Below are 19,501 nucleotides of genomic sequence, written 5' to 3' on the forward strand. Positions count from 1 at the left end.
AAAGCCCCTGGTACCATTGGTGCCAGGGGCTTTTACTTGAGCCTGTGGGTAACTTACATCTGCGACTGCAGGTAGTTTTCCAGCCCGATGGCCTTGATCAGGCCCTGCTGCTTCTCAAGCCAGTAGGTGTGATCTTCTTCGGTGTCGGCCAGCTGAGCACGCAGGATGTCACGACTGACGTAGTCCTTGTGCAGTTCGCACAGCTCGATACCTTTGCAAAGCGCACCGCGCACCTTGTATTCGAGCTTGAGGTCCGCCTCGATCATTTCCGGCACAGTGCTGCCGACCTCCAGGTCATCCGCACGCATGTCAGGGGTACCTTCGAGCATGAGGATACGACGCATCAGGGCATCGGCGTGCTGCGTCTCTTCCTCCATCTCGTGGTTGATGCGCTCGTAGAGCTTGGACAGGCCCCAGTCTTCGTACATGCGCGAATGAATGAAGTACTGGTCGCGTGCCGCCAGTTCGCCCTTCAGCAACGTGACGAGATAGTTGATTACGTCGGGGTGGCCTTGCATCGCCCTGATTCTCCATGTGAAAACGTCTATGCCACATAGTGTGAACCAGCTTTTGTCTACGGTCACTGAAAAACGCGCAATCAGACGCAAAAAATCGGTTAAACAGTAGTGATATTCATTGAAAAACCGCCCAAATGAGGGCGGTTCTACTTATCACTTCGACTTAGGCGAAATTGATGCCCAGAGCCTTCGCAACCCCTTCGCCGTAGGCCGGATCCGCCTTGAAGAAGTACTGTAACTGACGCTGGATCACGTCTTCGCTGACGCCCGCCATGGTACCGGCGATGTTGCTGATCAGCAGGGCCTTCTGCTCATCGCTCATCAAACGGAACAAAGCGCCGGCGTGGCTGAAATAGTCAGTGTCCTCGCGGTGATCGTAGCGATCAGCCGAACCATTCATGGCCAATGCTGGCTCAGCATGGCGTGGGGACTGTTTCGGGGCGTCGCTGTAGCTGTTTGGTTCATAGTTCGGTGCACTACCGTAGCCGCCGGTAGCCATGGAGCCGTCGCGCTGATAGCTGTTTACCGGGCAGCGTGGCGCATTGACTGGCAATTGCTGGTGATTGGTACCCACGCGATAGCGGTGCGCGTCGGCGTAGGCGAATACGCGGCCTTGAAGCATCCGGTCTGGCGAAAGACCGACGCCGGGCACCATATTGCTCGGCCCGAACGCGGCCTGCTCGACCTCTGCGAAATAGTTGAGCGGGTTACGGTTGAGCTCCAGCACACCCACCTCGATGAGCGGATAGTCCTTCTGCGACCACGTCTTGGTCACGTCGAATGGGTTCTCGTCACGGCTGGCAGCCTCGGCTTCGCTCATCACCTGAATGCAGACCGTCCAGCGCGGGTAGTCGCCACGCTCGATAGCCTCAAACAGATCTCGCTGAGCGTAATCCGGCTCGGTACCTGCCAGGCGTGCAGCGTCTGCCGGGGTGAGGTTCTTGATGCCTTGTTGAGTCTTGAAGTGCCACTTGACCCAGGTACGCTCACCCTTTGCATTGATCAGGCTGTAGGTGTGGCTGCCAAAACCATGCATATGGCGGTAGCCGTCCGGAATGCCACGGTCGGAAAAGAGGATGGTGACCTGGTGCAGCGCTTCAGGGGAGTGCGACCAGAAATCCCACATCATCTGGGCGTTCTTCAGGTTGGACTGCGGGTGGCGCTTCTGGGTGTGGATAAAGTCCGGGAACTTCAGTGGGTCGCGAATGAAGAATACTGGCGTGTTGTTACCGACAATGTCCCAGTTGCCTTCCTCGGTGTAGAACTTCACCGCGAAGCCGCGCGGGTCACGCTCGGTATCAGCCGAACCGCGCTCGCCACCAACGGTGGAGAAACGCAAGAAAGTCTCAGTTTGTTTACCGATCTCTTCGAACAGTTTGGCGCTGGTATAGCCGGTAATATCGTGAGTAACGGTAAAGGTGCCATAGGCACCCGAACCTTTGGCATGGACACGGCGCTCTGGAATGTTCTCGCGGTTGAAATGGGCGAGCTTCTCGATCAGGTGGAAGTCGTCGAGCAGCAGCGGACCGCGCGGGCCGGCGGAGCGGGAGTTCTGGTTATCGGCTACAGGTGCACCGCTAGCGGTGGTGAGAATCTTGCTCATGGGCTCTCCTTATCGGTCTTCAAGCGCCGGCTTATCGGCTGTAAAGAGAGTATTGCCGAGCGAGATTACAGGCACAAATTTATTACCTGACTTACATCAATAGAATTAAACAATTGATGTGCAAACAAAAAACCGGGCACTAGGCCCGGTTTTTTGTAGCAGACAGAACGTCTTACTCAGCAGCTTCTACAGCACCGCCGACCGGACGATCAACCAGCTCGACATACGCCATAGGCGCGTTGTCGCCAGCGCGGAAACCGCACTTCAGGATGCGCAGGTAGCCGCCCTGACGGGTGGCGTAACGCTTGCCCAGGTCGTTGAACAGTTTGCCAACAGCGGACTTCGAACGGGTACGGTCGAAGGCCAGACGACGGTTAGCAACGCTGTCTTCCTTGGCCAGGGTGATCAGCGGCTCGGCAACGCGGCGCAGTTCCTTGGCTTTCGGCAGGGTGGTTTTGATCAGCTCGTGCTCGATCAGCGACACTGCCATGTTCTGGAACATAGCCTTGCGGTGAGAGCTGGTACGGCTCAGGTGACGTCCACTTTTACGATGACGCATGATTCATTCCTTACCAAACACTACGTTCGGTGATTACGACGATCAGGCGGTCGCCTTGTCGTCTTTCTTAAGACTTGCAGGCGGCCAGTTGTCGAGGCGCATGCCGAGAGACAGACCACGAGAGGCCAGAACGTCCTTGATTTCAGTCAGGGACTTCTTACCCAGGTTAGGAGTCTTCAACAGCTCTACTTCGGTACGCTGAATCAGGTCGCCGATGTAGTAGATGTTCTCCGCCTTGAGGCAGTTGGCCGAACGTACAGTCAGTTCCAGGTCGTCAACCGGACGCAGCAGGATCGGATCGATCTCGTCTTCCTGCTCGACTACGACAGGCTCGCTGTCACCCTTGAGGTCGACGAACGCGGCCAGCTGCTGTTGCAGAATGGTCGCAGCGCGGCGGATAGCCTCTTCAGGATCCAGGGTGCCGTTGGTTTCCAGATCAATGACCAGTTTGTCCAAGTTGGTACGCTGTTCAACACGGGCGTTCTCGACCACATAGGCGATACGACGCACCGGGCTGAACGAAGCGTCCAACTGCAGACGGCCAATGCTACGGCTTTCGTCTTCGTCGGTTTGACGGGAGTCGGCCGGCTCGTAACCACGACCACGAGCTACAGTGAGCTTCATGTTCAGAGCGCCGTTCGACGCCAGGTTCGCGATTACGTGATCGGGGTTGACGATCTCGACATCGTGATCCAGCTGAATATCGGCAGCGGTAACCACCCCCGAACCCTTTTTCGACAAGGTCAGCGTAACTTCGTCACGACCATGCAGTTTGATAGCCAGGCCTTTCAGGTTCAACAGGATTTCAATTACGTCTTCCTGAACACCTTCGATCGCGGAGTACTCATGGAGTACGCCATCGATCTCGGCCTCGACTACTGCACAGCCAGGCATGGAGGACAACAGGATGCGGCGCAGCGCGTTGCCCAGGGTATGGCCGAAACCACGCTCGAGAGGCTCGAGCGTAATCTTGGCGCGGGTCGGACTGACTACCTGCACATCAATATGGCGGGGAGTCAGGAACTCATTTACCGAAATCTGCATGGATGCACCTATTTTCTAGCCCTTACTTGGAGTAGAGCTCGACAATCAGGTTTTCGTTGATGTCGGCAGACAGGTCGCTGCGAGCAGGAACGTTCTTGAAAACGCCCGACTTTTTAGCAGCATCCACGTCAACCCACTCAACGCGGCCACGCTGGGCGCACAGTTCAAGGGCTTGAACAATGCGCAACTGGCCCAGCGATTTCTCGCGGACTGCGACCACGTCACCCGGACGAACTTGGTAGGATGGAATGTTTACAGTTTTACCGTTGACGCTGATCGCTTTGTGCGAAACCAGCTGACGGGACTCGGAACGAGTCGAGCCGAAGCCCATACGGTAAACGACGTTATCCAGACGGCACTCGAGCAGTTGCAGCAGGTTCTCACCGGTTGCGCCTTTTTTCGAGGCAGCAGCTTGGTAGTAACCGCGGAACTGACGCTCCAGAACACCGTAGATACGACGGACTTTTTGTTTCTCACGCAGCTGGGTGCCGTAGTCGGACTGACGGCCACGGCGCTGGCCGTGGATACCTGGGGCTGCTTCGATATTGCACTTCGATTCCAGAGCGCGAACGCCGCTCTTCAGGAACAGATCAGTGCCTTCACGACGAGACAGTTTGCATTTTGGACCAATGTAACGTGCCATTCTTCTGTCTCCTGATTACACGCGACGCTTCTTCGGCGGACGGCACCCGTTGTGCGGGATTGGCGTCACGTCGGTGATGCTGGCGATCTTGTAGCCGCAGCTGTTCAATGCACGAACGGCGGACTCACGACCTGGACCTGGACCCTTGACGTTAACGTCGAGGTTCTTCAGACCGTATTCCAGCGCAGCTTGACCAGCACGCTCAGCAGCGATCTGGGCTGCGAACGGGGTGGATTTGCGCGAACCACGGAAACCCGAACCACCGGAGGTCGCCCAGGACAAAGCATTGCCCTGACGGTCGGTGATGGTCACGATGGTGTTGTTGAAAGAAGCATGGATGTGGGCGATGCCATCAACCACTGTCTTTTTGACTTTCTTACGAGGACGAGCAGCAGGTTTTGCCATGTCTATATTCCTGGGCGATTACTTGCGGATCGGCTTACGCGGGCCCTTACGGGTGCGTGCGTTGGTCTTGGTGCGCTGACCGCGAACCGGCAGACCTTTACGATGACGCAGGCCGCGGTAGCAACCCAGGTCCATCAAGCGCTTGATCTTCATGTTGACGTCACGACGCAGGTCACCTTCGGTGGTGAACTTCGCGACTTCGCCACGCAGGGTTTCGATTTGCTCGTCGCTCAGATCCTTGATCTTAGCGGCTGGGTTTACACCAGCGTCTGCACAAATCTTCTGTGCAGTTGTGCGACCGACACCATAGATGTAGGTCAGCGAGATAACAGTATGCTTGTTATCTGGAATGTTGACGCCTGCAATACGGGCCATTCAGTGGGACTCCAATTGACAGCTACCTACGCCCCGGAAGCCAAGAAATAGGGCGCGAGATAATATCGCTGTAGAAACGAATAATCAACCCAGCAGCACACTAGCTGCTGGGTTTGAAGCGCAGATCACACTCAGCCTTGGCGCTGTTTGTGACGCGGTTCCGCGCTGCAGATCACTCGTACGACGCCTTCGCGACGGATGATCTTGCAGTTACGGCACAGCTTTTTCACCGATGCACGAACTTTCATTACCGACTCCTCGAACCTTAGGGGCGTATCAGCGCAGCAGACCGCTGCCACCGTAGCCTTTCAGGTTGGCTTTCTTCATCAGGGATTCGTACTGGTGCGAAACGAGGTGCGATTGTACTTGGGACATGAAGTCCATCACAACCACTACCACAATCAGCAACGAGGTCCCGCCAAGGTAGAACGGCACATTTGCTGCCACCACCAGGAACTGGGGCAGAAGGCAGACGGCCATCATGTAAAGAGCACCGAACATGGTCAAACGGGTCAGAACGCCATCAATGTAGCGCGCCGACTGCTCACCAGGACGGATACCCGGAATAAAGGCACCGGACTTCTTCAGGTTTTCCGCTACGTCTTTCGGGTTGAACATCAACGCTGTGTAGAAGAAGCAGAAGAAAATGATCCCTGCACTAAACAGCAGAATGTTCAACGGCTGACCAGGAGCGATCGACTGCGAGATGTCCTGCAGCCAGCCCATACCTTCAGACTGACCAAACCAGGCACCCAGCGAAGCCGGGAACAGCAGAATGCTGCTCGCGAAAATGGCCGGGATAACCCCTGCCATGTTCACCTTCAGCGGCAAGTGGCTGGTCTGCGCAGCGAAGACCTTGCGGCCCTGCTGACGCTTGGCGTAATGAACGGCGATACGACGCTGACCACGCTCAATGAACACCACAAAACCGATAATCGCTACTGCCAGCAGACCGATAGCGACCAGGGCGAAAATGTTGATATCGCCTGTGCGTGCAGACTCGAAAGACTGCCCGATTGCTCTCGGAAGACCGGCAACGATACCTGCGAAGATCAACATCGAGATACCGTTGCCCACACCGCGCTCGGTGATCTGCTCGCCCAGCCACATCATGAACATCGCGCCTGCCACGAAAGTGGAAACAGCGACGACGTGGAAGCCCAGGCCTGCAGAAAACGCCACGCCCTGGTTGGCCAGGCCAATGGACATGCCAATGGCTTGGACCAGTGCCAGGATAACGGTGCCGTAGCGGGTGTACTGGCTGATCTTGCGACGGCCAGCTTCACCTTCCTTCTTCAACTGCTCCAGTTGCGGGCTGACCGCCGTCATCAACTGCATGATGATCGATGCCGAAATGTACGGCATGATCCCCAGTGCAAAGATGCTCATGCGCTCAAGCGCACCACCGGAAAACATGTTGAACAAGCTAAGAATGGTCCCCTCATTCTGCCGAAACAGATCCGCCAGACGGTCCGGATTGATGCCGGGAACCGGGATATGCGCACCTATCCGATAGACGATGATCGCCATGAACAGAAAGCGCAGACGAGCCCAGAGTTCCGACATCCCGCCCTTACCGAGCGAAGAGAGAGCACCTTGCTTAGCCATTTATTCCTCGAATTTGCCGCCAGCTGCTTCGATAGCCGCACGCGCACCCTTGGTGGCTGCGATACCCTTGATGGTGACTGCGCGAGTAACTTCGCCAGACAGCATGATTTTCACACGCTGAATGTGCTGGTTGATCACGTTGGCATCCTTCAGGGATTGCACGGAGATCACGTCGCCTTCCACTTTGGCCAGCTCGGACAGACGCACTTCAGCGCGGTCCATGGCTTTCAGGGAAACGAAGCCGAACTTCGGCAGGCGACGGTGCAGCGGCTGTTGACCGCCTTCGAAGCCAGGAGCGATCGAACCACCCGAACGGGAAGTCTGACCTTTGTGGCCACGGCCGCCGGTCTTACCCAGACCGCTACCGATACCACGACCTGGACGATGCTTCTCGCGACGGGAACCCGGCGCTGGACTCAGATCATTGAGTTTCATCGATTAACCCTCGACCTTCAGCATGTAGTAAGCCTTGTTGATCATCCCGCGGTTCTCGGGAGTATCCTGGACTTCTACAGTGTGACCGATGCGACGCAGACCCAGCCCTTTAACACACAGCTTGTGGTTAGGCAGACGGCCCGAGACGCTCTTGATCAGCGTTACTTTTACGGTTGCCATGATCAGAAGATCTCCTCGACGCTCTTGCCACGCTTGGCGGCAATGGATTCAGGAGATTGCATGGCTTTCAGACCCTTGAAGGTGGCGTAAACCACGTTCACTGGGTTGGTCGAACCGTAGCACTTGGCCAGAACGTTCTGAACACCAGCAACTTCCAGGACAGCACGCATTGCGCCACCGGCGATGATACCGGTACCTTCCGAGGCAGGCTGCATGTAAACCTTCGAGGCGCCGTGGGCAGCCTTGGTGGCGTACTGCAGGGTGGTGCCCTTCAGGTCAACCTGGATCATGTTGCGGCGAGCAGCTTCCATGGCTTTCTGGATCGCGGCTGGTACTTCGCGCGACTTGCCACGGCCGAAGCCAACACGACCTTTACCATCACCAACCACGGTCAACGCGGTGAAGGTGAAGATACGGCCGCCTTTTACGGTTTTGGCAACGCGGTTAACTTGAACCAGCTTCTCGATGTAGCCTTCGTCGCGCTTTTGATCGTTATTTGCCATAACTTAGAACTCCAGCCCGCCTTCACGAGCAGCATCAGCCAGCGCTTTGACGCGGCCATGGTACTTGAAGCCGGAACGGTCAAAGGCAACTTGAGATACACCGGCGGCTTTCGCACGCTCAGCTACCAGCTTGCCAACCTTAGTGGCCGCGTCGATGTTGCCAGTGGCGCCATCACGCAGGTCTTTGTCCAAGGTCGAGGCGCTTGCCAGAACCTTGCTGCCGTCGGCCGAAATGACCTGGGCGTAGATGTGCTGCGAGGAGCGGAACACGCACAGGCGCACGACTTCGAGTTCGTGCATCTTGAGACGTGCTTTGCGAGCGCGACGCAGTCGAATAACTTTTTTGTCGGTCATTTACTAGGCCCTACTTCTTCTTGGCTTCTTTACGACGGACTACTTCGTCCGCGTAACGCACACCTTTACCTTTGTAAGGCTCTGGCGGACGGAAGTCGCGGATTTCAGCGGCCACCTGACCTACCAGCTGCTTGTCGATACCCTTGATCAGGATGTCGGTCTGGCTAGGTGTTTCAGCGGTGATACCGGCTGGCAGTTCGTAGTCCACTGGGTGAGAGAAGCCCAGGGCCAGGTTCAGGACGGTGCCTTTAGCCTGTGCCTTGTAACCAACACCGACCAGCTGGAGCTTGCGCTCGAAGCCTTGGCTTACGCCTTGGACCATGTTGTTGACCAGAGCGCGGGTGGTACCGGCCATGGCACGAGCTTGCTGGTCACCATTGCGAGCGACGAAACGCAGCTCACCAGACTCTTCGGTAACTTCAACAGACGAGTGAACGTTCAGTTCGAGAGTACCTTTGGCACCCTTCACCGAAAGCTGCTGACCGGCGAATTTGACTTCGACACCGGATGGCAGCTTAACGGGGTTCTTAGCGACGCGAGACATGTCTATCCCCCCTTAGAACACTGTGCACAGAACTTCGCCGCCGACACCGGCAGCGCGCGCAGCGCGATCAGTCATCACACCTTTGTTGGTGGAGACGATAGACACGCCCAGACCGCCACGTACTTTCGGCAGATCGGTGACGGCCTTGTACTGGCGCAGGCCTGGACGGCTGGAGCGCTTCAGTTCCTCGATGACCGGACGGCCTTCGAAGTACTTCAGTTCGATCGACAGGGAAGGCTTGGCCTCACCAGTTACCTGGTAGCCAGCGATGTAACCTTCGTCCTTCAGAACTTTGGCAACCGCGACCTTCAGGGTAGAGGAAGGCATGCTTACGACGGACTTTTCAGCCATCTGGGCATTACGGATGCGAGTTAGCATGTCCGCTAACGGGTCCTGCATACTCATGGGCTAGATGCTCCTGATACAAGAATTATTAGCCTTGCGGCTATGACAACCACCCGAACGGTTTGGGCAAAAACCCAGGCTCAGGTGAGCCGGTCATTCTAGACACAAGGCAGAAACGAAACAAGCCCCATATAGGGGCTTGTTTGTTGGCAAGGTCACCGGCGGTCGGAAGATTACTCCCCTTCCACCCGTGCCTTGCCTGCAGCGATTACCAGGAGGCCTTGACCAGACCTGGTACGTCACCGCGCATTGCAGCTTGACGCAGCATATTACGGCCCAGGCCGAACTTACGGTATACACCGTGAGGACGACCGGTCAGGCGGCAACGGTTGCGCAGGCGCGAGGCGCTAGCGTCGCGTGGCTGCTTCTGCAGAGCGACAACGGCAGCGAAACGCTCTTCTGGAGAGGCGTTCAGGTTGACGATGGTCGCTTTCAGCTCAGCACGCTTCTTAGCGAACTTTGCTACCGTGAGCTGACGCTTCAGCTCGCGGTTTTTCATGCTCTTCTTGGCCATTTTCCTACTCCAATCAGTTGCGGAACGGGAACTTGAAAGCACGCAGCAGAGCGCGGCCTTCGTCGTCCGAACGAGCAGTGGTGGTCAGGGTGATGTCCAAACCGCGCAGAGCATCGATCTTGTCGTAGTCGATTTCCGGGAAGATGATCTGCTCTTTCACGCCCATGCTGTAGTTGCCACGACCATCGAAGGACTTGGCATTCAGGCCGCGGAAGTCGCGAACCCGAGGCAGGGAGATCGCCAGCAGGCGGTCCAGGAATTCGTACATCTTGTCGCTACGCAGGGTCACCTTGACGCCGATCGGCCAGCCTTCGCGGACTTTGAAGCCAGCGATGGATTTGCGAGCGAAAGTCACGACCGGCTTTTGACCGGTGATCTTTTCCAGGTCGGCAACAGCGTGCTCGATGACTTTCTTGTCGCCGATCGCTTCGCCCAGACCCATGTTCAGGGTGATCTTGGTAACGCGCGGAACTTCCATCACGTTCGACAGCTTAAGTTCTTCCTTAAGCTTAGGAGCGATTTCGTTCCGGTAAATCTCTTTCAGTCGTGCCATGGTCTTCTACCTAGCAGTGTTCAAGCATCAACCGCTTTTTGGGTCGACTTGAAGACACGAATTTTTTTACCGTCTTCTACTTTGAAACCAACGCGGTCAGCCTTGTTGGTTTCACCGTTGAAGATGGCAACGTTGGAAGCGTGCAGAGGCGCTTCTTTCTCGACGATACCGCCCTGTACGCCCGCCATCGGGTTAGGCTTGGTATGACGCTTGACCAGGTTCACGCCACCGATAACCAGACGGTCATCAGCCAGAACCTTCAGCACCTTACCGCGCTTACCTTTGTCTTTGCCGGCGATCACGATGATCTCGTCGTCACGACGAATCTTTTGCATGTCGGATCTCCTTACAGCACTTCAGGGGCGAGCGAGACGATCTTCATGAACTTCTCAGTACGAAGCTCACGGGTCACTGGCCCGAAGATGCGAGTGCCGATCGGCTCTTGCTTGTTGTTCAGCAGAACAGCAGCGTTGCCGTCGAAACGAATGATGGAACCGTCAGCGCGACGAACACCGTGACGGGTACGCACGACAACAGCGGTCATCACTTGGCCTTTTTTGACCTTACCGCGCGGAATTGCTTCCTTGACGGTAACTTTGATGATGTCACCGATGCCGGCGTAACGGCGGTGCGAACCGCCGAGCACCTTGATGCACATGACGCGACGAGCGCCGCTGTTATCGGCCACATCGAGCATGGATTGAGTCTGAATCATAAAATTTCTCCGACCCCTAGCCCTTAGACTTCAACAGCGCGTTCGAGGACTTCAACCAGTGCCCAGGACTTGGTCTTGGCCAGCGGACGGGTTTCACGGATGGAAACCTTGTCGCCGATCTTGCACTGGTTGGCTTCGTCGTGCGCGTGCAGCTTAGTCGAACGCTTAACGTATTTACCGTAGATCGGGTGCTTTACGCGACGCTCGATCAGAACGGTGATGGTCTTGTCCATTTTGTCGCTGACGACACGGCCAGTCAGCGTACGGACGGTTTTTTCAGCTTCAGCCATGATCACTTACCTGCCTGCTGGTTGAGCACAGTTTTCACGCGAGCGATGTCACGCTTAACTTGCGAGAGCAGGTGCGACTGCCCCAACTGGCCAGTTGCTTTCTGCATACGCAGATTGAACTGGTCGCGCAGCAAGCCGAGCAGTTGCTCGTTCAGTTGCTGTGCCGATTTTTCACGAAGTTCATTCGCTTTCATCACATCACCGTCCGCTTAACAAAGGAGGTGGCGAGAGGCAGCTTTGCAGCAGCCAGGGCGAAAGCTTCGCGCGCCAGCTCTTCAGAAACACCCTCGATCTCGTACAGGACTTTGCCTGGCTGAATCTGGGCAACCCAGTACTCCACGGAGCCCTTACCTTTACCCATACGAACCTCGAGAGGTTTCTTGGAGATCGGCTTGTCCGGGAACACACGGATCCAGATCTTACCGCCACGCTTAACGTGACGGGTCAGCGCACGACGTGCGGACTCGATCTGGCGAGCGGTGAGGCGACCGCGAGCAACAGCTTTCAGGGCGAATTCGCCGAAGCTGACTTTGCTACCGCGCAGTGCCAGACCACGGTTGTGGCCAGTCATCTGCTTGCGGAATTTTGTACGCTTTGGTTGCAACATTTGGCGTACCCCTTACTTAGCAGCTTTTTTACGAGGCGCTGGTGCTTGTGGTTTCAGTTCTTCTTGGCGACCACCAATAACTTCGCCTTTGAAGATCCAAACCTTCACACCGATCACACCGTAAGTGGTGTGAGCTTCGTAGGTGTTGTAGTCGATATCGGCACGCAGGGTGTGCAGAGGCACACGACCTTCGCGATACCACTCGGTACGAGCAATCTCAGCACCGCCGAGACGACCGCTCACCTGGATCTTGATGCCCTTGGCACCAATACGCATGGCGTTCTGTACCGCGCGCTTCATGGCGCGACGGAACATTACACGGCGTTCCAGCTGCTGAGCTACGCTCTGCGCAACCAGCATAGCGTCGAGTTCCGGCTTGCGGATCTCTTCGATGTTGATGTGCACAGGCACACCCATCTGCTTGGTCAGGTCCTGACGCAGCTTCTCGACATCTTCACCTTTCTTACCGATAACGATACCGGGACGAGCGGTGTGGATGGTGATGCGTGCAGTTTGAGCCGGACGATGAATATCGATACGGCTTACGGACGCGCTTTTTAGTTTGTCTTGGAGGTACTCACGCGTTTTCAGATCCTTCAACAGGTAATCTGCGTAAGTAGCACCGTCTGCGTACCAGACGGAGGTGTGCTCCTTGACGATTCCCAGGCGAATGCCAGTGGGATGTACTTTCTGACCCATCTGATCGACTCCGTTACTTGTCCGCAACCTTGACAGTGATATGGCAAGACCGCTTGACGATGCGATCAGCACGGCCTTTGGCACGTGGCATGATGCGCTTCAGCGAACGCCCTTCGTTGACGAAGACGGTGGAGACCTTCAGGTCATCAACGTCTGCGCCTTCGTTGTGTTCGGCGTTGGCTACGGCCGACTCGAGGACTTTCTTCATGATTTCAGCGGCTTTTTTGCTGCTGAAGGCCAACAGGTTGAGCGCTTCGCCCACCTTCTTCCCGCGGATCTGGTCGGCGACCAAGCGGGCTTTCTGGGCGGAGATGCGAGCGCCCGACAACTTAGCGGCTACTTCCATTTCCTTACCCCTTAACGCTTGGCTTTCTTGTCAGCCACGTGCCCGCGATAGGTGCGGGTACCGGCGAACTCGCCCAGTTTGTGGCCGACCATGTCTTCGTTCACGAGAACTGGAACATGCTGGCGACCGTTGTGAACCGCGATGGTCAGACCGACCATTTGTGGCAGGATCATCGAACGGCGCGACCAGGTTTTAACTGGCTTGCGATCGTTCTTCTCCACCGCCACTTCGACCTTCTTCAACAGGTGAAGATCGATAAAAGGACCTTTTTTCAGAGAACGTGGCACTGTCGTATCCCTCTAGTTACTTGCGACGACGGACGATCATGTTGTCGGTACGCTTATTACCACGGGTTTTAGCACCCTTGGTTGGGAAGCCCCATGGCGATACCGGATGACGACCACCGGAGGTACGACCTTCACCACCACCGTGTGGGTGGTCAACCGGGTTCATGGCAACACCACGAACGGTTGGGCGAACGCCGCGCCAGCGTTTGGCACCAGCTTTACCCAGCGAACGCAGGCTGTGCTCGGAGTTCGAGACTTCGCCCAGGGTCGCACGGCACTCAGCCAGGACTTTACGCATTTCACCAGAGCGCAGACGCAGGGTCACGTAGACACCTTCGCGAGCGATCAGCTGAGCCGAAGCACCAGCGGAACGAGCGATCTGAGCACCTTTACCCGGCTTCAGTTCGATGCCGTGAATGGTGCTACCTACTGGAATGTTGCGCAGCTGCAGGGAGTTACCGGCCTTGATTGGGGCCAGGGCACCTGCGATCAGCTGGTCGCCAGCGCTCACGCCCTTAGGCGCGATGATGTAGCGACGCTCACCGTCTGCGTAGCACAGCAGGGCGATGTGAGCAGTACGGTTTGGATCGTATTCGATACGCTCGACAGTGGCTGGAATGCCATCTTTGTCGTTGCGACGGAAGTCGACCAGACGGTAATGCTGCTTGTGACCACCACCAACGTGACGAGTGGTAATGCGGCCATTGTTGTTACGACCACCAGACTTCGATTTTTTCTCGATCAGCGGTGCGTGAGGAGCGCCTTTGTGCAGCTCCTTGTTGACCACCTTGACCACGAAACGGCGGCCAGGGGAAGTCGGTTTGCATTTAACGATTGCCATGATGCACCCCTTCCTTACTCAGCACTGCTGCTGAAATCGAGATCTTGGCCTGGCTGAAGGGAGACGATCGCCTTCTTCCAGTCATTACGCTTGCCCAGACCACGTGCGGTACGCTTGGTTTTACCCAGAACGTTAACAGTCGACACGTTTTCAACTTTTACGTTGAACAGGCCTTCGACAGCTTTCTTGATTTCCAGCTTGGTTGCATCAGTAGCAACCTTGAATACGAACTGGCCTTTCTTCTCAGCCAGAACGGTAGCCTTCTCGGAAACGTGCGGGCCAAGGAGGACTTTGAATACGCGTTCCTGGTTCATCCCAGCAGCTCCTCGAATTTCTTCACGGCCGAGACAGTGATCAACACTTTCTCGTATGCGATCAGACTGACCGGGTCGGAACCTTGTACGTCACGTACATCGACGTGCGGCAGGTTACGAGCAGCCAGGTACAGGTTCTGATCAACAGCGTCGGAAACGATCAATACATCGCTCAGACCCATGCCGTTCAGCTTGTTCAGCAGATCTTTGGTTTTCGGTGCTTCAACAGCGAAGTCCTGAACCACGACCAGACGGTCGCTACGCACCAGCTCAGCGAGGATGGAGCGCAGAGCTGCGCGATACATCTTCTTGTTGAGCTTTTGCGAGTGATCTTGAGGGCGAGCTGCGAAGGTTACACCACCGCCACGCCAGATCGGACCACGAGTGGTACCAGCACGAGCACGGCCAGTACCCTTCTGACGCCATGGGCGCTTACCGCCACCAGCCACGTCGGAACGGGTCTTCTGCTGCTTGGTGCCCTGACGGCCGCCAGCCATGTAGGCCACGACTGCTTGGTGAACCAGCGTCTCGTTGAATTCGCCACCGAAAGTCAGTTCGGAAACTTCGATCGCCTGAGCGTCATTTACATTAAGTTGCATGTCAGTTTCCCCTTAACCGCGAGCCTTGACAGCTGGACGTACAACCACGTCGCCGCCAGTAGCGCCAGGTACGGCACCCTTGATCAGCAGCAGGTTGCGTTCAGCGTCTACGCGAACTACTTCCAGGGACTGAACAGTCACGCGCTCGGCGCCCATGTGACCGGACATTTTCTTGCCCTTGAACACACGACCAGGAGTCTGGCACTGGCCGATGGAACCAGGAACACGGTGCGACACGGAGTTACCGTGGGTGTTGTCCTGACCACGGAAGTTCCAGCGCTTGATGGTACCGGCGAAGCCTTTACCTTTGGACTGACCAGTAACGTCAACCAGCTGGCCTGCAGTGAAGAGTTCAGCTTTGATCAGATCGCCAGCCTGGAAATCGCCTTCTTCAAGACGGAACTCCCAAACACCGCGACCAGCGGCAACGTTGGCCTTGGCGAAGTGGCCTGCCTGAGCGGCAGTCACACGCGAAGCACGACGCTCGCCGACAGTGACTTGCACTGCACGGTAGCCATCGGTTTCTTCAGTTTTGAACTGGGTGACGCGATTCGGCTCGATCTCAATGACCGTGACCGGAATGGAGACACCTTCTTCGGTGAAAATGCGGGTCATACCGCACTTGCGACCGATTACACCAATAGTCATGTTGTAAACCTCATGAGTGTACGGGGCTTTCACCCGCTATGGCCGCCCATTTCAGAGCGTTACACGACTAGACCGAAGTCTTAGCCGAGGCTGATCTGTACTTCCACACCTGCCGCCAGATCAAGCTTCATCAGCGCGTCAACGGTTTTATCCGTTGGCTGGACGATGTCCAGAACACGCTTATGAGTGCGAATCTCGTACTGGTCACGCGCGTCTTTGTTGACGTGCGGGGAAACCAGAACGGTGAAACGCTCTTTGCGGGTAGGCAGTGGAATAGGACCACGCACTTGTGCACCAGTACGTTTCGCGGTTTCCACGATTTCCTGGGTGGATTGGTCGATCAGGCGATGGTCGAAAGCCTTCAACCTGATACGGATTTGCTGATTTTGCATTGGATTTCAGACTCCAGGCTGTTCCCAACGGACGCACTACGCCCGCTAAAAGGAGGCGTGATTCTATAGACGCCCCCATTTAGTGTCAACCCAATAAAAAAAACCCCCGCTGAGCGGGGGTTTTTTTCAATCGGTCGAGTGATTACTCGATGATTTTGGCCACAACGCCGGCGCCGACGGTACGACCGCCTTCACGGATAGCGAAGCGCAGACCGTCTTCCATTGCGATGGTCTTGATCAGGGTAACAGTCATCTGAATGTTGTCACCTGGCATTACCATTTCAACGCCTTCCGGCAGTTCGCAGTTACCGGTCACGTCAGTGGTACGGAAGTAGAACTGTGGACGGTAGCCTTTGAAGAACGGAGTGTGACGGCCGCCTTCTTCCTTCGACAGGACGTAGACTTCTGCGGTGAACTTGGTGTGCGGCTTGACCGAACCTGGCTTAACCAGAACCTGGCCACGCTCAACGTCGTCACGCTTGGTACCACGCAGCAGAACGCCGCAGTTCTCGCCAGCACGACCTTCGTCCAGCAGCTTGCGGAACATCTCAACACCGGTGCAGGTGGTGGTGGTGGTGTCACGCAGACCAACGATTTCCAGCGGATCCTGAACGCGGACGATACCACGCTCGATACGACCGGTAACAACGGTACCACGACCCGAGATCGAGAACACGTCTTCGATCGGCATCAGGAACGGCTGGTCGATGGCACGAACTGGCTCAGGAATGTAGCTGTCCAGAGTTTCTACCAGCTTCTTGACAGCGGTAGTACCCATTTCGTTGTCGTCTTTGCCTTCCAGCGCCATACGAGCCGAACCGATGATGATCGGGGTGTCGTCGCCTGGGAAGTCATAGGTGGACAGCAGGTCGCGAACTTCCATCTCGACCAGTTCCAGCAGCTCAGCGTCGTCTACCAGGTCAGCCTTGTTCAGGAAGACCACGATGTACGGAACGCCTACCTGACGGGACAGCAGGATGTGCTCACGGGTTTGTGGCATCGGACCATCGGCGGCCGAGCAAACCAGGATCGCGCCGTCCATCTGGGCAGCACCGGTGATCATGTTCTTCACGTAGTCAGCGTGACCTGGGCAGTCAACGTGAGCGTAGTGACGAATGGTCGAGTTGTACTCAACGTGAGCGGTGTTGATGGTGATACCGCGCGCTTTTTCTTCCGGAGCCGAGTCGATCTTGTCGAACTCAACGATTGCCGAACCGAAAACTTCGGAGCAAACGCGAGTCAGAGCTGCGGTCAGAGTGGTCTTACCGTGGTCAACGTGGCCGATGGTGCCGACGTTAACGTGGGGAAGGGAACGATCAAATTTTTCTTTAGCCACGACAGTGAACCTCTTGCCTAAAGGGGATTAGCCTTGTTTTTTAACGAGTGCTTCGACGATGTTCGACGGAGCTTCGGCGTATTTGGAGAATTCCATGGAGTAGCTTGCGCGACCCTGAGACATGGAACGAACGTCGGTTGCGTAACCGAACATCTCTCCGAGCGGTACTTCAGCACGGACGACACGGCCAGAGACCGACTCATCCATACCCTGGACCAGACCACGACGACGGTTCAGGTCACCCATCACGTCACCCAGGTAGTCTTCCGGGGTTACAACTTCGACCTTCATGATCGGCTCGAGAACCACGCCACCGCCCTTCTGGGCCAGTTGCTTGGTCGCCATCGAAGCGGCGATCTTGAACGCCATTTCGTTGGAGTCAACGTCGTGGTACGAACCGTCAAATACCGCGGCCTTCAGGCCGATCAGAGGATAACCGGCAACAACGCCGTTTTTCATCTGCTCTTCGATACCCTTCTGGATCGCAGGGATGTATTCCTTAGGAATCACACCACCAACGACTTCGTTGGAGAACACCAGACCTTCAGTGATGTTGCCCTTCTCGTCCACGTCCGGCTCGGAGAAACGAACCCAGCAGTGACCGAACTGACCACGACCACCCGACTGACGAACGAACTTGCCTTCGATCTCGACGTTGGATTTGGTGATCTTCTCGCGGTACGAAACCTGCGGTTTGCCGATGTTGGCTTCGACGTTGAACTCGCGCTTCATGCGGTCAACGAGGATGTCCAGGTGAAGCTCACCCATACCGGAGATGATGGTCTGACCGGTTTCTTCATCGGTCTTGACGCGGAACGACGGGTCTTCCTGAGCCAGCTTGCCCAGTGCGATGCCCATCTTCTCCTGGTCGGCCTTGGTTTTCGGCTCGACGGACAGGGAGATTACAGGCTCCGGGAAGTCCATACGCTCAAGGATGATTGGCTTGTCGGCGTTGCACAGGGTTTCACCCGTAGTCACGTCCTTCATGCCGATCAGGGCCGCGATGTCACCAGCGCGTACTTCCTTGATCTCTTCACGCTGGTTGGCGTGCATTTGCACCATACGACCAACGCGCTCTTTCTTGCCCTTGACCGAGTTGATCACGGAGTCGCCGGAGCTCAGAACACCCGAGTAGACGCGAACGAAGGTCAGGGTACCTACGAACGGGTCGGTCGCGATCTTGAACGCCAGTGCCGAGAACGGCTCGTCATCATCAGCATGACGCTCGTCCTTGCGAACGGCCGGGTCGTCTTTTGCCAGATCCTTGTCGTCCGGGTTGATACCCTGGATAGCAGGAATCTCGGTCGGAGCAGGCAGGAAGTCGATGACGGCATCCAGAACCAGGGGAACACCCTTGTTCTTGAACGACGAACCGCAGACAGCCGGAACGATCTCGCTGGCCAGGGTGCGCGCACGCAGGCCTGCCTTGATCTCTTCGACGGACAGCTCACCTTCTTCAAGGTACTTGTTCATCAGCTCTTCGTTGGCTTCGGCGGCGGCTTCAACCATGTTGTTGCGCCATTCGTTAGCCAGCTCGACCATATCCGCAGGAATTTCTTCCTCACGGTAGGTAGTGCCCTTGTCGTCTTCGTTCCAGTAGATAGCCTTCATCTTGATCAGGTCAACCTGACCCTGGAAGTTATCTTCCGAACCGATGGCCAACTGAACAGGAACCGGGGTGTGACCCAGACGGTTCTTGATCTGACCTACGACGCGCAGGAAGTTAGCACCAGCACGGTCCATCTTGTTCACGTAAACAACACGCGGAACGCCGTACTTGTTGGCCTGACGCCATACGGTTTCAGACTGCGGCTCAACGCCGGAGGTGCCGCAGAACACAACGACCGCGCCGTCGAGTACACGCAGCGAACGCTCAACTTCAATGGTGAAGTCTACGTGGCCAGGGGTATCGATGACGTTTACGCGGTAGTTGTCATACTGACCACGGGAACCTTTCCAGAAGGTGGTAACGGCAGCGGAGGTAATGGTGATACCGCGCTCCTGCTCCTGCACCATCCAGTCGGTGGTCGCGGCGCCGTCATGCACCTCGCCCATCTTGTGGCTCAGACCTGTGTAGAACAGGATCCGCTCGGTAGTGGTGGTCTTGCCCGCGTCAACGTGGGCACAGATACCAATGTTACGGTAGCGGTTAATTGCTGTAGTACGAGCCATAAAGCCCTCGCA

At 56.3% G+C, this 19,501-nt stretch carries 32 protein-coding genes; all 32 read right to left on the minus strand.

The features are described from left to right. Positions 1–53: 53 nt before the first annotated feature. Positions 54–518: a bacterioferritin gene (gene bfr, locus INQ47_RS14885; protein ID WP_003255449.1), complete on the minus strand. Its 465-nt coding sequence runs from the start codon at positions 516–518 to the stop codon at positions 54–56. A 163-nt stretch (positions 519–681) separates the two neighbouring features. Then, on the minus strand, positions 682–2,121 hold the full coding sequence (locus INQ47_RS14890) for a catalase (RefSeq protein WP_404702006.1): 1,440 nt from the start codon (positions 2,119–2,121) through the stop codon (positions 682–684). A 172-nt stretch (positions 2,122–2,293) separates the two neighbouring features. Beyond that, positions 2,294–2,680 (minus strand): 50S ribosomal protein L17, encoded by a 387-nt coding sequence (rplQ, locus tag INQ47_RS14895; RefSeq protein ID WP_003255451.1) that lies wholly within the window; start codon positions 2,678–2,680, stop codon positions 2,294–2,296. 42 nt (positions 2,681–2,722) lie between these two features. Further along, positions 2,723–3,724 (minus strand): DNA-directed RNA polymerase subunit alpha, encoded by a 1,002-nt coding sequence (locus INQ47_RS14900; protein ID WP_003255452.1) that lies wholly within the window; start codon positions 3,722–3,724, stop codon positions 2,723–2,725. A 22-nt stretch (positions 3,725–3,746) separates the two neighbouring features. Continuing rightward, on the minus strand, positions 3,747–4,367 hold the full coding sequence (rpsD, locus tag INQ47_RS14905) for a 30S ribosomal protein S4 (protein WP_003255453.1): 621 nt from the start codon (positions 4,365–4,367) through the stop codon (positions 3,747–3,749). A gap of 15 nt (positions 4,368–4,382) precedes the next feature. Further along, complete coding sequence (rpsK, locus tag INQ47_RS14910) at positions 4,383–4,772, minus strand: 30S ribosomal protein S11 (RefSeq protein ID WP_003255454.1); 390 nt, start codon at positions 4,770–4,772, stop codon at positions 4,383–4,385. 18 nt (positions 4,773–4,790) lie between these two features. Then, entirely contained in the window at positions 4,791–5,147 is a 357-nt protein-coding gene (gene rpsM, locus INQ47_RS14915; RefSeq protein ID WP_012316515.1) for a 30S ribosomal protein S13, read from the minus strand. A gap of 131 nt (positions 5,148–5,278) precedes the next feature. Continuing rightward, entirely contained in the window at positions 5,279–5,395 is a 117-nt protein-coding gene (gene rpmJ / locus INQ47_RS14920) for a 50S ribosomal protein L36 (RefSeq protein WP_002555468.1), read from the minus strand. Positions 5,396–5,423: 28 nt separating this feature from the next. Continuing rightward, on the minus strand, positions 5,424–6,755 hold the full coding sequence (gene secY, locus INQ47_RS14925; protein WP_003255459.1) for a preprotein translocase subunit SecY: 1,332 nt from the start codon (positions 6,753–6,755) through the stop codon (positions 5,424–5,426). Next, complete coding sequence (rplO, locus tag INQ47_RS14930) at positions 6,756–7,190, minus strand: 50S ribosomal protein L15 (protein ID WP_003255461.1); 435 nt, start codon at positions 7,188–7,190, stop codon at positions 6,756–6,758. A 3-nt stretch (positions 7,191–7,193) separates the two neighbouring features. Beyond that, entirely contained in the window at positions 7,194–7,370 is a 177-nt protein-coding gene (rpmD, locus tag INQ47_RS14935) for a 50S ribosomal protein L30 (RefSeq protein ID WP_003255463.1), read from the minus strand. A 2-nt stretch (positions 7,371–7,372) separates the two neighbouring features. Next, the gene (rpsE, locus tag INQ47_RS14940; protein WP_003255465.1) at positions 7,373–7,873 is read right to left on the minus strand and encodes a 30S ribosomal protein S5; all 501 of its coding nucleotides are present in this window, start codon (positions 7,871–7,873) and stop codon (positions 7,373–7,375) included. 3 nt (positions 7,874–7,876) lie between these two features. Then, positions 7,877–8,227, minus strand: a complete 351-nt coding sequence (rplR, locus tag INQ47_RS14945) for a 50S ribosomal protein L18 (protein WP_003255467.1) — start codon at positions 8,225–8,227, stop codon at positions 7,877–7,879. A 10-nt stretch (positions 8,228–8,237) separates the two neighbouring features. Next, positions 8,238–8,771 (minus strand): 50S ribosomal protein L6, encoded by a 534-nt coding sequence (gene rplF / locus INQ47_RS14950; protein WP_003255469.1) that lies wholly within the window; start codon positions 8,769–8,771, stop codon positions 8,238–8,240. A gap of 12 nt (positions 8,772–8,783) precedes the next feature. Beyond that, the gene (gene rpsH / locus INQ47_RS14955) at positions 8,784–9,176 is read right to left on the minus strand and encodes a 30S ribosomal protein S8 (RefSeq protein WP_003255471.1); all 393 of its coding nucleotides are present in this window, start codon (positions 9,174–9,176) and stop codon (positions 8,784–8,786) included. Between the two features lie 208 nt (positions 9,177–9,384). Then, positions 9,385–9,690 carry a 30S ribosomal protein S14 gene (gene rpsN, locus INQ47_RS14960; RefSeq protein WP_003255472.1) on the minus strand — a complete coding sequence of 102 codons (306 nt, stop codon included), beginning with the start codon at positions 9,688–9,690 and terminating at the stop codon, positions 9,385–9,387. A 13-nt stretch (positions 9,691–9,703) separates the two neighbouring features. After that, positions 9,704–10,243, minus strand: a complete 540-nt coding sequence (rplE, locus tag INQ47_RS14965) for a 50S ribosomal protein L5 (protein ID WP_003255474.1) — start codon at positions 10,241–10,243, stop codon at positions 9,704–9,706. 20 nt (positions 10,244–10,263) lie between these two features. Next, positions 10,264–10,578 (minus strand): 50S ribosomal protein L24, encoded by a 315-nt coding sequence (rplX, locus tag INQ47_RS14970; protein ID WP_003255476.1) that lies wholly within the window; start codon positions 10,576–10,578, stop codon positions 10,264–10,266. Between the two features lie 11 nt (positions 10,579–10,589). After that, complete coding sequence (gene rplN / locus INQ47_RS14975; protein ID WP_002555479.1) at positions 10,590–10,958, minus strand: 50S ribosomal protein L14; 369 nt, start codon at positions 10,956–10,958, stop codon at positions 10,590–10,592. Between the two features lie 23 nt (positions 10,959–10,981). Then, a complete protein-coding gene (gene rpsQ / locus INQ47_RS14980; RefSeq protein ID WP_003255478.1) occupies positions 10,982–11,248 on the minus strand; it encodes a 30S ribosomal protein S17 in 267 nt (88 codons plus the stop codon). 2 nt (positions 11,249–11,250) lie between these two features. After that, complete coding sequence (gene rpmC / locus INQ47_RS14985) at positions 11,251–11,442, minus strand: 50S ribosomal protein L29 (RefSeq protein WP_002555481.1); 192 nt, start codon at positions 11,440–11,442, stop codon at positions 11,251–11,253. Continuing rightward, a complete protein-coding gene (gene rplP / locus INQ47_RS14990) occupies positions 11,442–11,855 on the minus strand; it encodes a 50S ribosomal protein L16 (protein WP_003255479.1) in 414 nt (137 codons plus the stop codon). The genes rpmC and rplP overlap by 1 nt, the downstream gene beginning before the upstream one ends. Before the next feature lie 12 nt (positions 11,856–11,867). Next, positions 11,868–12,554 carry a 30S ribosomal protein S3 gene (gene rpsC / locus INQ47_RS14995; RefSeq protein ID WP_003255481.1) on the minus strand — a complete coding sequence of 229 codons (687 nt, stop codon included), beginning with the start codon at positions 12,552–12,554 and terminating at the stop codon, positions 11,868–11,870. Between the two features lie 13 nt (positions 12,555–12,567). Continuing rightward, positions 12,568–12,900, minus strand: coding sequence for a 50S ribosomal protein L22 (rplV, locus tag INQ47_RS15000; protein WP_003103908.1), 333 nt, complete (start codon positions 12,898–12,900; stop codon positions 12,568–12,570). Between the two features lie 11 nt (positions 12,901–12,911). Next, the gene (gene rpsS, locus INQ47_RS15005; RefSeq protein WP_003255482.1) at positions 12,912–13,187 is read right to left on the minus strand and encodes a 30S ribosomal protein S19; all 276 of its coding nucleotides are present in this window, start codon (positions 13,185–13,187) and stop codon (positions 12,912–12,914) included. A gap of 16 nt (positions 13,188–13,203) precedes the next feature. Continuing rightward, positions 13,204–14,028 carry a 50S ribosomal protein L2 gene (gene rplB, locus INQ47_RS15010; protein WP_003255483.1) on the minus strand — a complete coding sequence of 275 codons (825 nt, stop codon included), beginning with the start codon at positions 14,026–14,028 and terminating at the stop codon, positions 13,204–13,206. A gap of 14 nt (positions 14,029–14,042) precedes the next feature. Further along, entirely contained in the window at positions 14,043–14,342 is a 300-nt protein-coding gene (rplW, locus tag INQ47_RS15015) for a 50S ribosomal protein L23 (protein ID WP_003255484.1), read from the minus strand. Continuing rightward, on the minus strand, positions 14,339–14,941 hold the full coding sequence (gene rplD / locus INQ47_RS15020) for a 50S ribosomal protein L4 (protein WP_003255485.1): 603 nt from the start codon (positions 14,939–14,941) through the stop codon (positions 14,339–14,341). The genes rplW and rplD overlap by 4 nt, the downstream gene beginning before the upstream one ends. A gap of 12 nt (positions 14,942–14,953) precedes the next feature. Next, positions 14,954–15,589: a 50S ribosomal protein L3 gene (gene rplC, locus INQ47_RS15025; protein ID WP_003255486.1), complete on the minus strand. Its 636-nt coding sequence runs from the start codon at positions 15,587–15,589 to the stop codon at positions 14,954–14,956. Positions 15,590–15,669: 80 nt separating this feature from the next. Continuing rightward, the gene (gene rpsJ / locus INQ47_RS15030; protein ID WP_003186070.1) at positions 15,670–15,981 is read right to left on the minus strand and encodes a 30S ribosomal protein S10; all 312 of its coding nucleotides are present in this window, start codon (positions 15,979–15,981) and stop codon (positions 15,670–15,672) included. Positions 15,982–16,123: 142 nt separating this feature from the next. Next, positions 16,124–17,317, minus strand: coding sequence for an elongation factor Tu (gene tuf / locus INQ47_RS15035; RefSeq protein ID WP_003255489.1), 1,194 nt, complete (start codon positions 17,315–17,317; stop codon positions 16,124–16,126). 27 nt (positions 17,318–17,344) lie between these two features. Further along, positions 17,345–19,489, minus strand: a complete 2,145-nt coding sequence (gene fusA, locus INQ47_RS15040) for an elongation factor G (protein WP_252460309.1) — start codon at positions 19,487–19,489, stop codon at positions 17,345–17,347. Between the last annotated feature and the right edge of the window lie 12 nt (positions 19,490–19,501).

This window comes from Pseudomonas sp. 3HC3, assembly GCF_044904505.1.
GTDB lineage: Bacteria > Pseudomonadota > Gammaproteobacteria > Pseudomonadales > Pseudomonadaceae > Aquipseudomonas > Aquipseudomonas putida_Y.

Coding starts and splice junctions, on each gene's coding strand:
- INQ47_RS14890 (WP_404702006.1), bottom strand. CDS start 2,121: ATGAGCAAGATTCTCACCACCGCTAGCGGTGCACCTGTAGCCGATAAC.
- rplO (WP_003255461.1), bottom strand. CDS start 7,190: ATGAAACTCAATGATCTGAGTCCAGCGCCGGGTTCCCGTCGCGAGAAG.
- INQ47_RS14900 (WP_003255452.1), bottom strand. CDS start 3,724: ATGCAGATTTCGGTAAATGAGTTCCTGACTCCCCGCCATATTGATGTG.
- rpsM (WP_012316515.1), bottom strand. CDS start 5,147: ATGGCCCGTATTGCAGGCGTCAACATTCCAGATAACAAGCATACTGTT.
- rplQ (WP_003255451.1), bottom strand. CDS start 2,680: ATGCGTCATCGTAAAAGTGGACGTCACCTGAGCCGTACCAGCTCTCAC.
- secY (WP_003255459.1), bottom strand. CDS start 6,755: ATGGCTAAGCAAGGTGCTCTCTCTTCGCTCGGTAAGGGCGGGATGTCG.
- rplC (WP_003255486.1), bottom strand. CDS start 15,589: ATGACTATTGGTGTAATCGGTCGCAAGTGCGGTATGACCCGCATTTTC.
- rplD (WP_003255485.1), bottom strand. CDS start 14,941: ATGCAACTTAATGTAAATGACGCTCAGGCGATCGAAGTTTCCGAACTG.
- rpsD (WP_003255453.1), bottom strand. CDS start 4,367: ATGGCACGTTACATTGGTCCAAAATGCAAACTGTCTCGTCGTGAAGGC.
- rpsQ (WP_003255478.1), bottom strand. CDS start 11,248: ATGGCTGAAGCTGAAAAAACCGTCCGTACGCTGACTGGCCGTGTCGTC.
- rplX (WP_003255476.1), bottom strand. CDS start 10,578: ATGCAAAAGATTCGTCGTGACGACGAGATCATCGTGATCGCCGGCAAA.
- rpsH (WP_003255471.1), bottom strand. CDS start 9,176: ATGAGTATGCAGGACCCGTTAGCGGACATGCTAACTCGCATCCGTAAT.
- rplN (WP_002555479.1), bottom strand. CDS start 10,958: ATGATTCAGACTCAATCCATGCTCGATGTGGCCGATAACAGCGGCGCT.
- rplE (WP_003255474.1), bottom strand. CDS start 10,243: ATGGCACGACTGAAAGAGATTTACCGGAACGAAATCGCTCCTAAGCTT.
- rplB (WP_003255483.1), bottom strand. CDS start 14,028: ATGGCAATCGTTAAATGCAAACCGACTTCCCCTGGCCGCCGTTTCGTG.
- rpsC (WP_003255481.1), bottom strand. CDS start 12,554: ATGGGTCAGAAAGTACATCCCACTGGCATTCGCCTGGGAATCGTCAAG.
- bfr (WP_003255449.1), bottom strand. CDS start 518: ATGCAAGGCCACCCCGACGTAATCAACTATCTCGTCACGTTGCTGAAG.
- rplP (WP_003255479.1), bottom strand. CDS start 11,855: ATGTTGCAACCAAAGCGTACAAAATTCCGCAAGCAGATGACTGGCCAC.
- rpsN (WP_003255472.1), bottom strand. CDS start 9,690: ATGGCCAAGAAGAGCATGAAAAACCGCGAGCTGAAGCGTCAGCTCACG.
- rplF (WP_003255469.1), bottom strand. CDS start 8,771: ATGTCTCGCGTCGCTAAGAACCCCGTTAAGCTGCCATCCGGTGTCGAA.
- rpsE (WP_003255465.1), bottom strand. CDS start 7,873: ATGGCAAATAACGATCAAAAGCGCGACGAAGGCTACATCGAGAAGCTG.
- rpsJ (WP_003186070.1), bottom strand. CDS start 15,981: ATGCAAAATCAGCAAATCCGTATCAGGTTGAAGGCTTTCGACCATCGC.
- rpmJ (WP_002555468.1), bottom strand. CDS start 5,395: ATGAAAGTTCGTGCATCGGTGAAAAAGCTGTGCCGTAACTGCAAGATC.
- rplR (WP_003255467.1), bottom strand. CDS start 8,227: ATGACCGACAAAAAAGTTATTCGACTGCGTCGCGCTCGCAAAGCACGT.
- rpmC (WP_002555481.1), bottom strand. CDS start 11,442: ATGAAAGCGAATGAACTTCGTGAAAAATCGGCACAGCAACTGAACGAG.
- rplV (WP_003103908.1), bottom strand. CDS start 12,900: ATGGAAGTAGCCGCTAAGTTGTCGGGCGCTCGCATCTCCGCCCAGAAA.
- fusA (WP_252460309.1), bottom strand. CDS start 19,489: ATGGCTCGTACTACAGCAATTAACCGCTACCGTAACATTGGTATCTGT.
- rpsK (WP_003255454.1), bottom strand. CDS start 4,772: ATGGCAAAACCTGCTGCTCGTCCTCGTAAGAAAGTCAAAAAGACAGTG.
- rpmD (WP_003255463.1), bottom strand. CDS start 7,370: ATGGCAACCGTAAAAGTAACGCTGATCAAGAGCGTCTCGGGCCGTCTG.
- rplW (WP_003255484.1), bottom strand. CDS start 14,342: ATGAACCAGGAACGCGTATTCAAAGTCCTCCTTGGCCCGCACGTTTCC.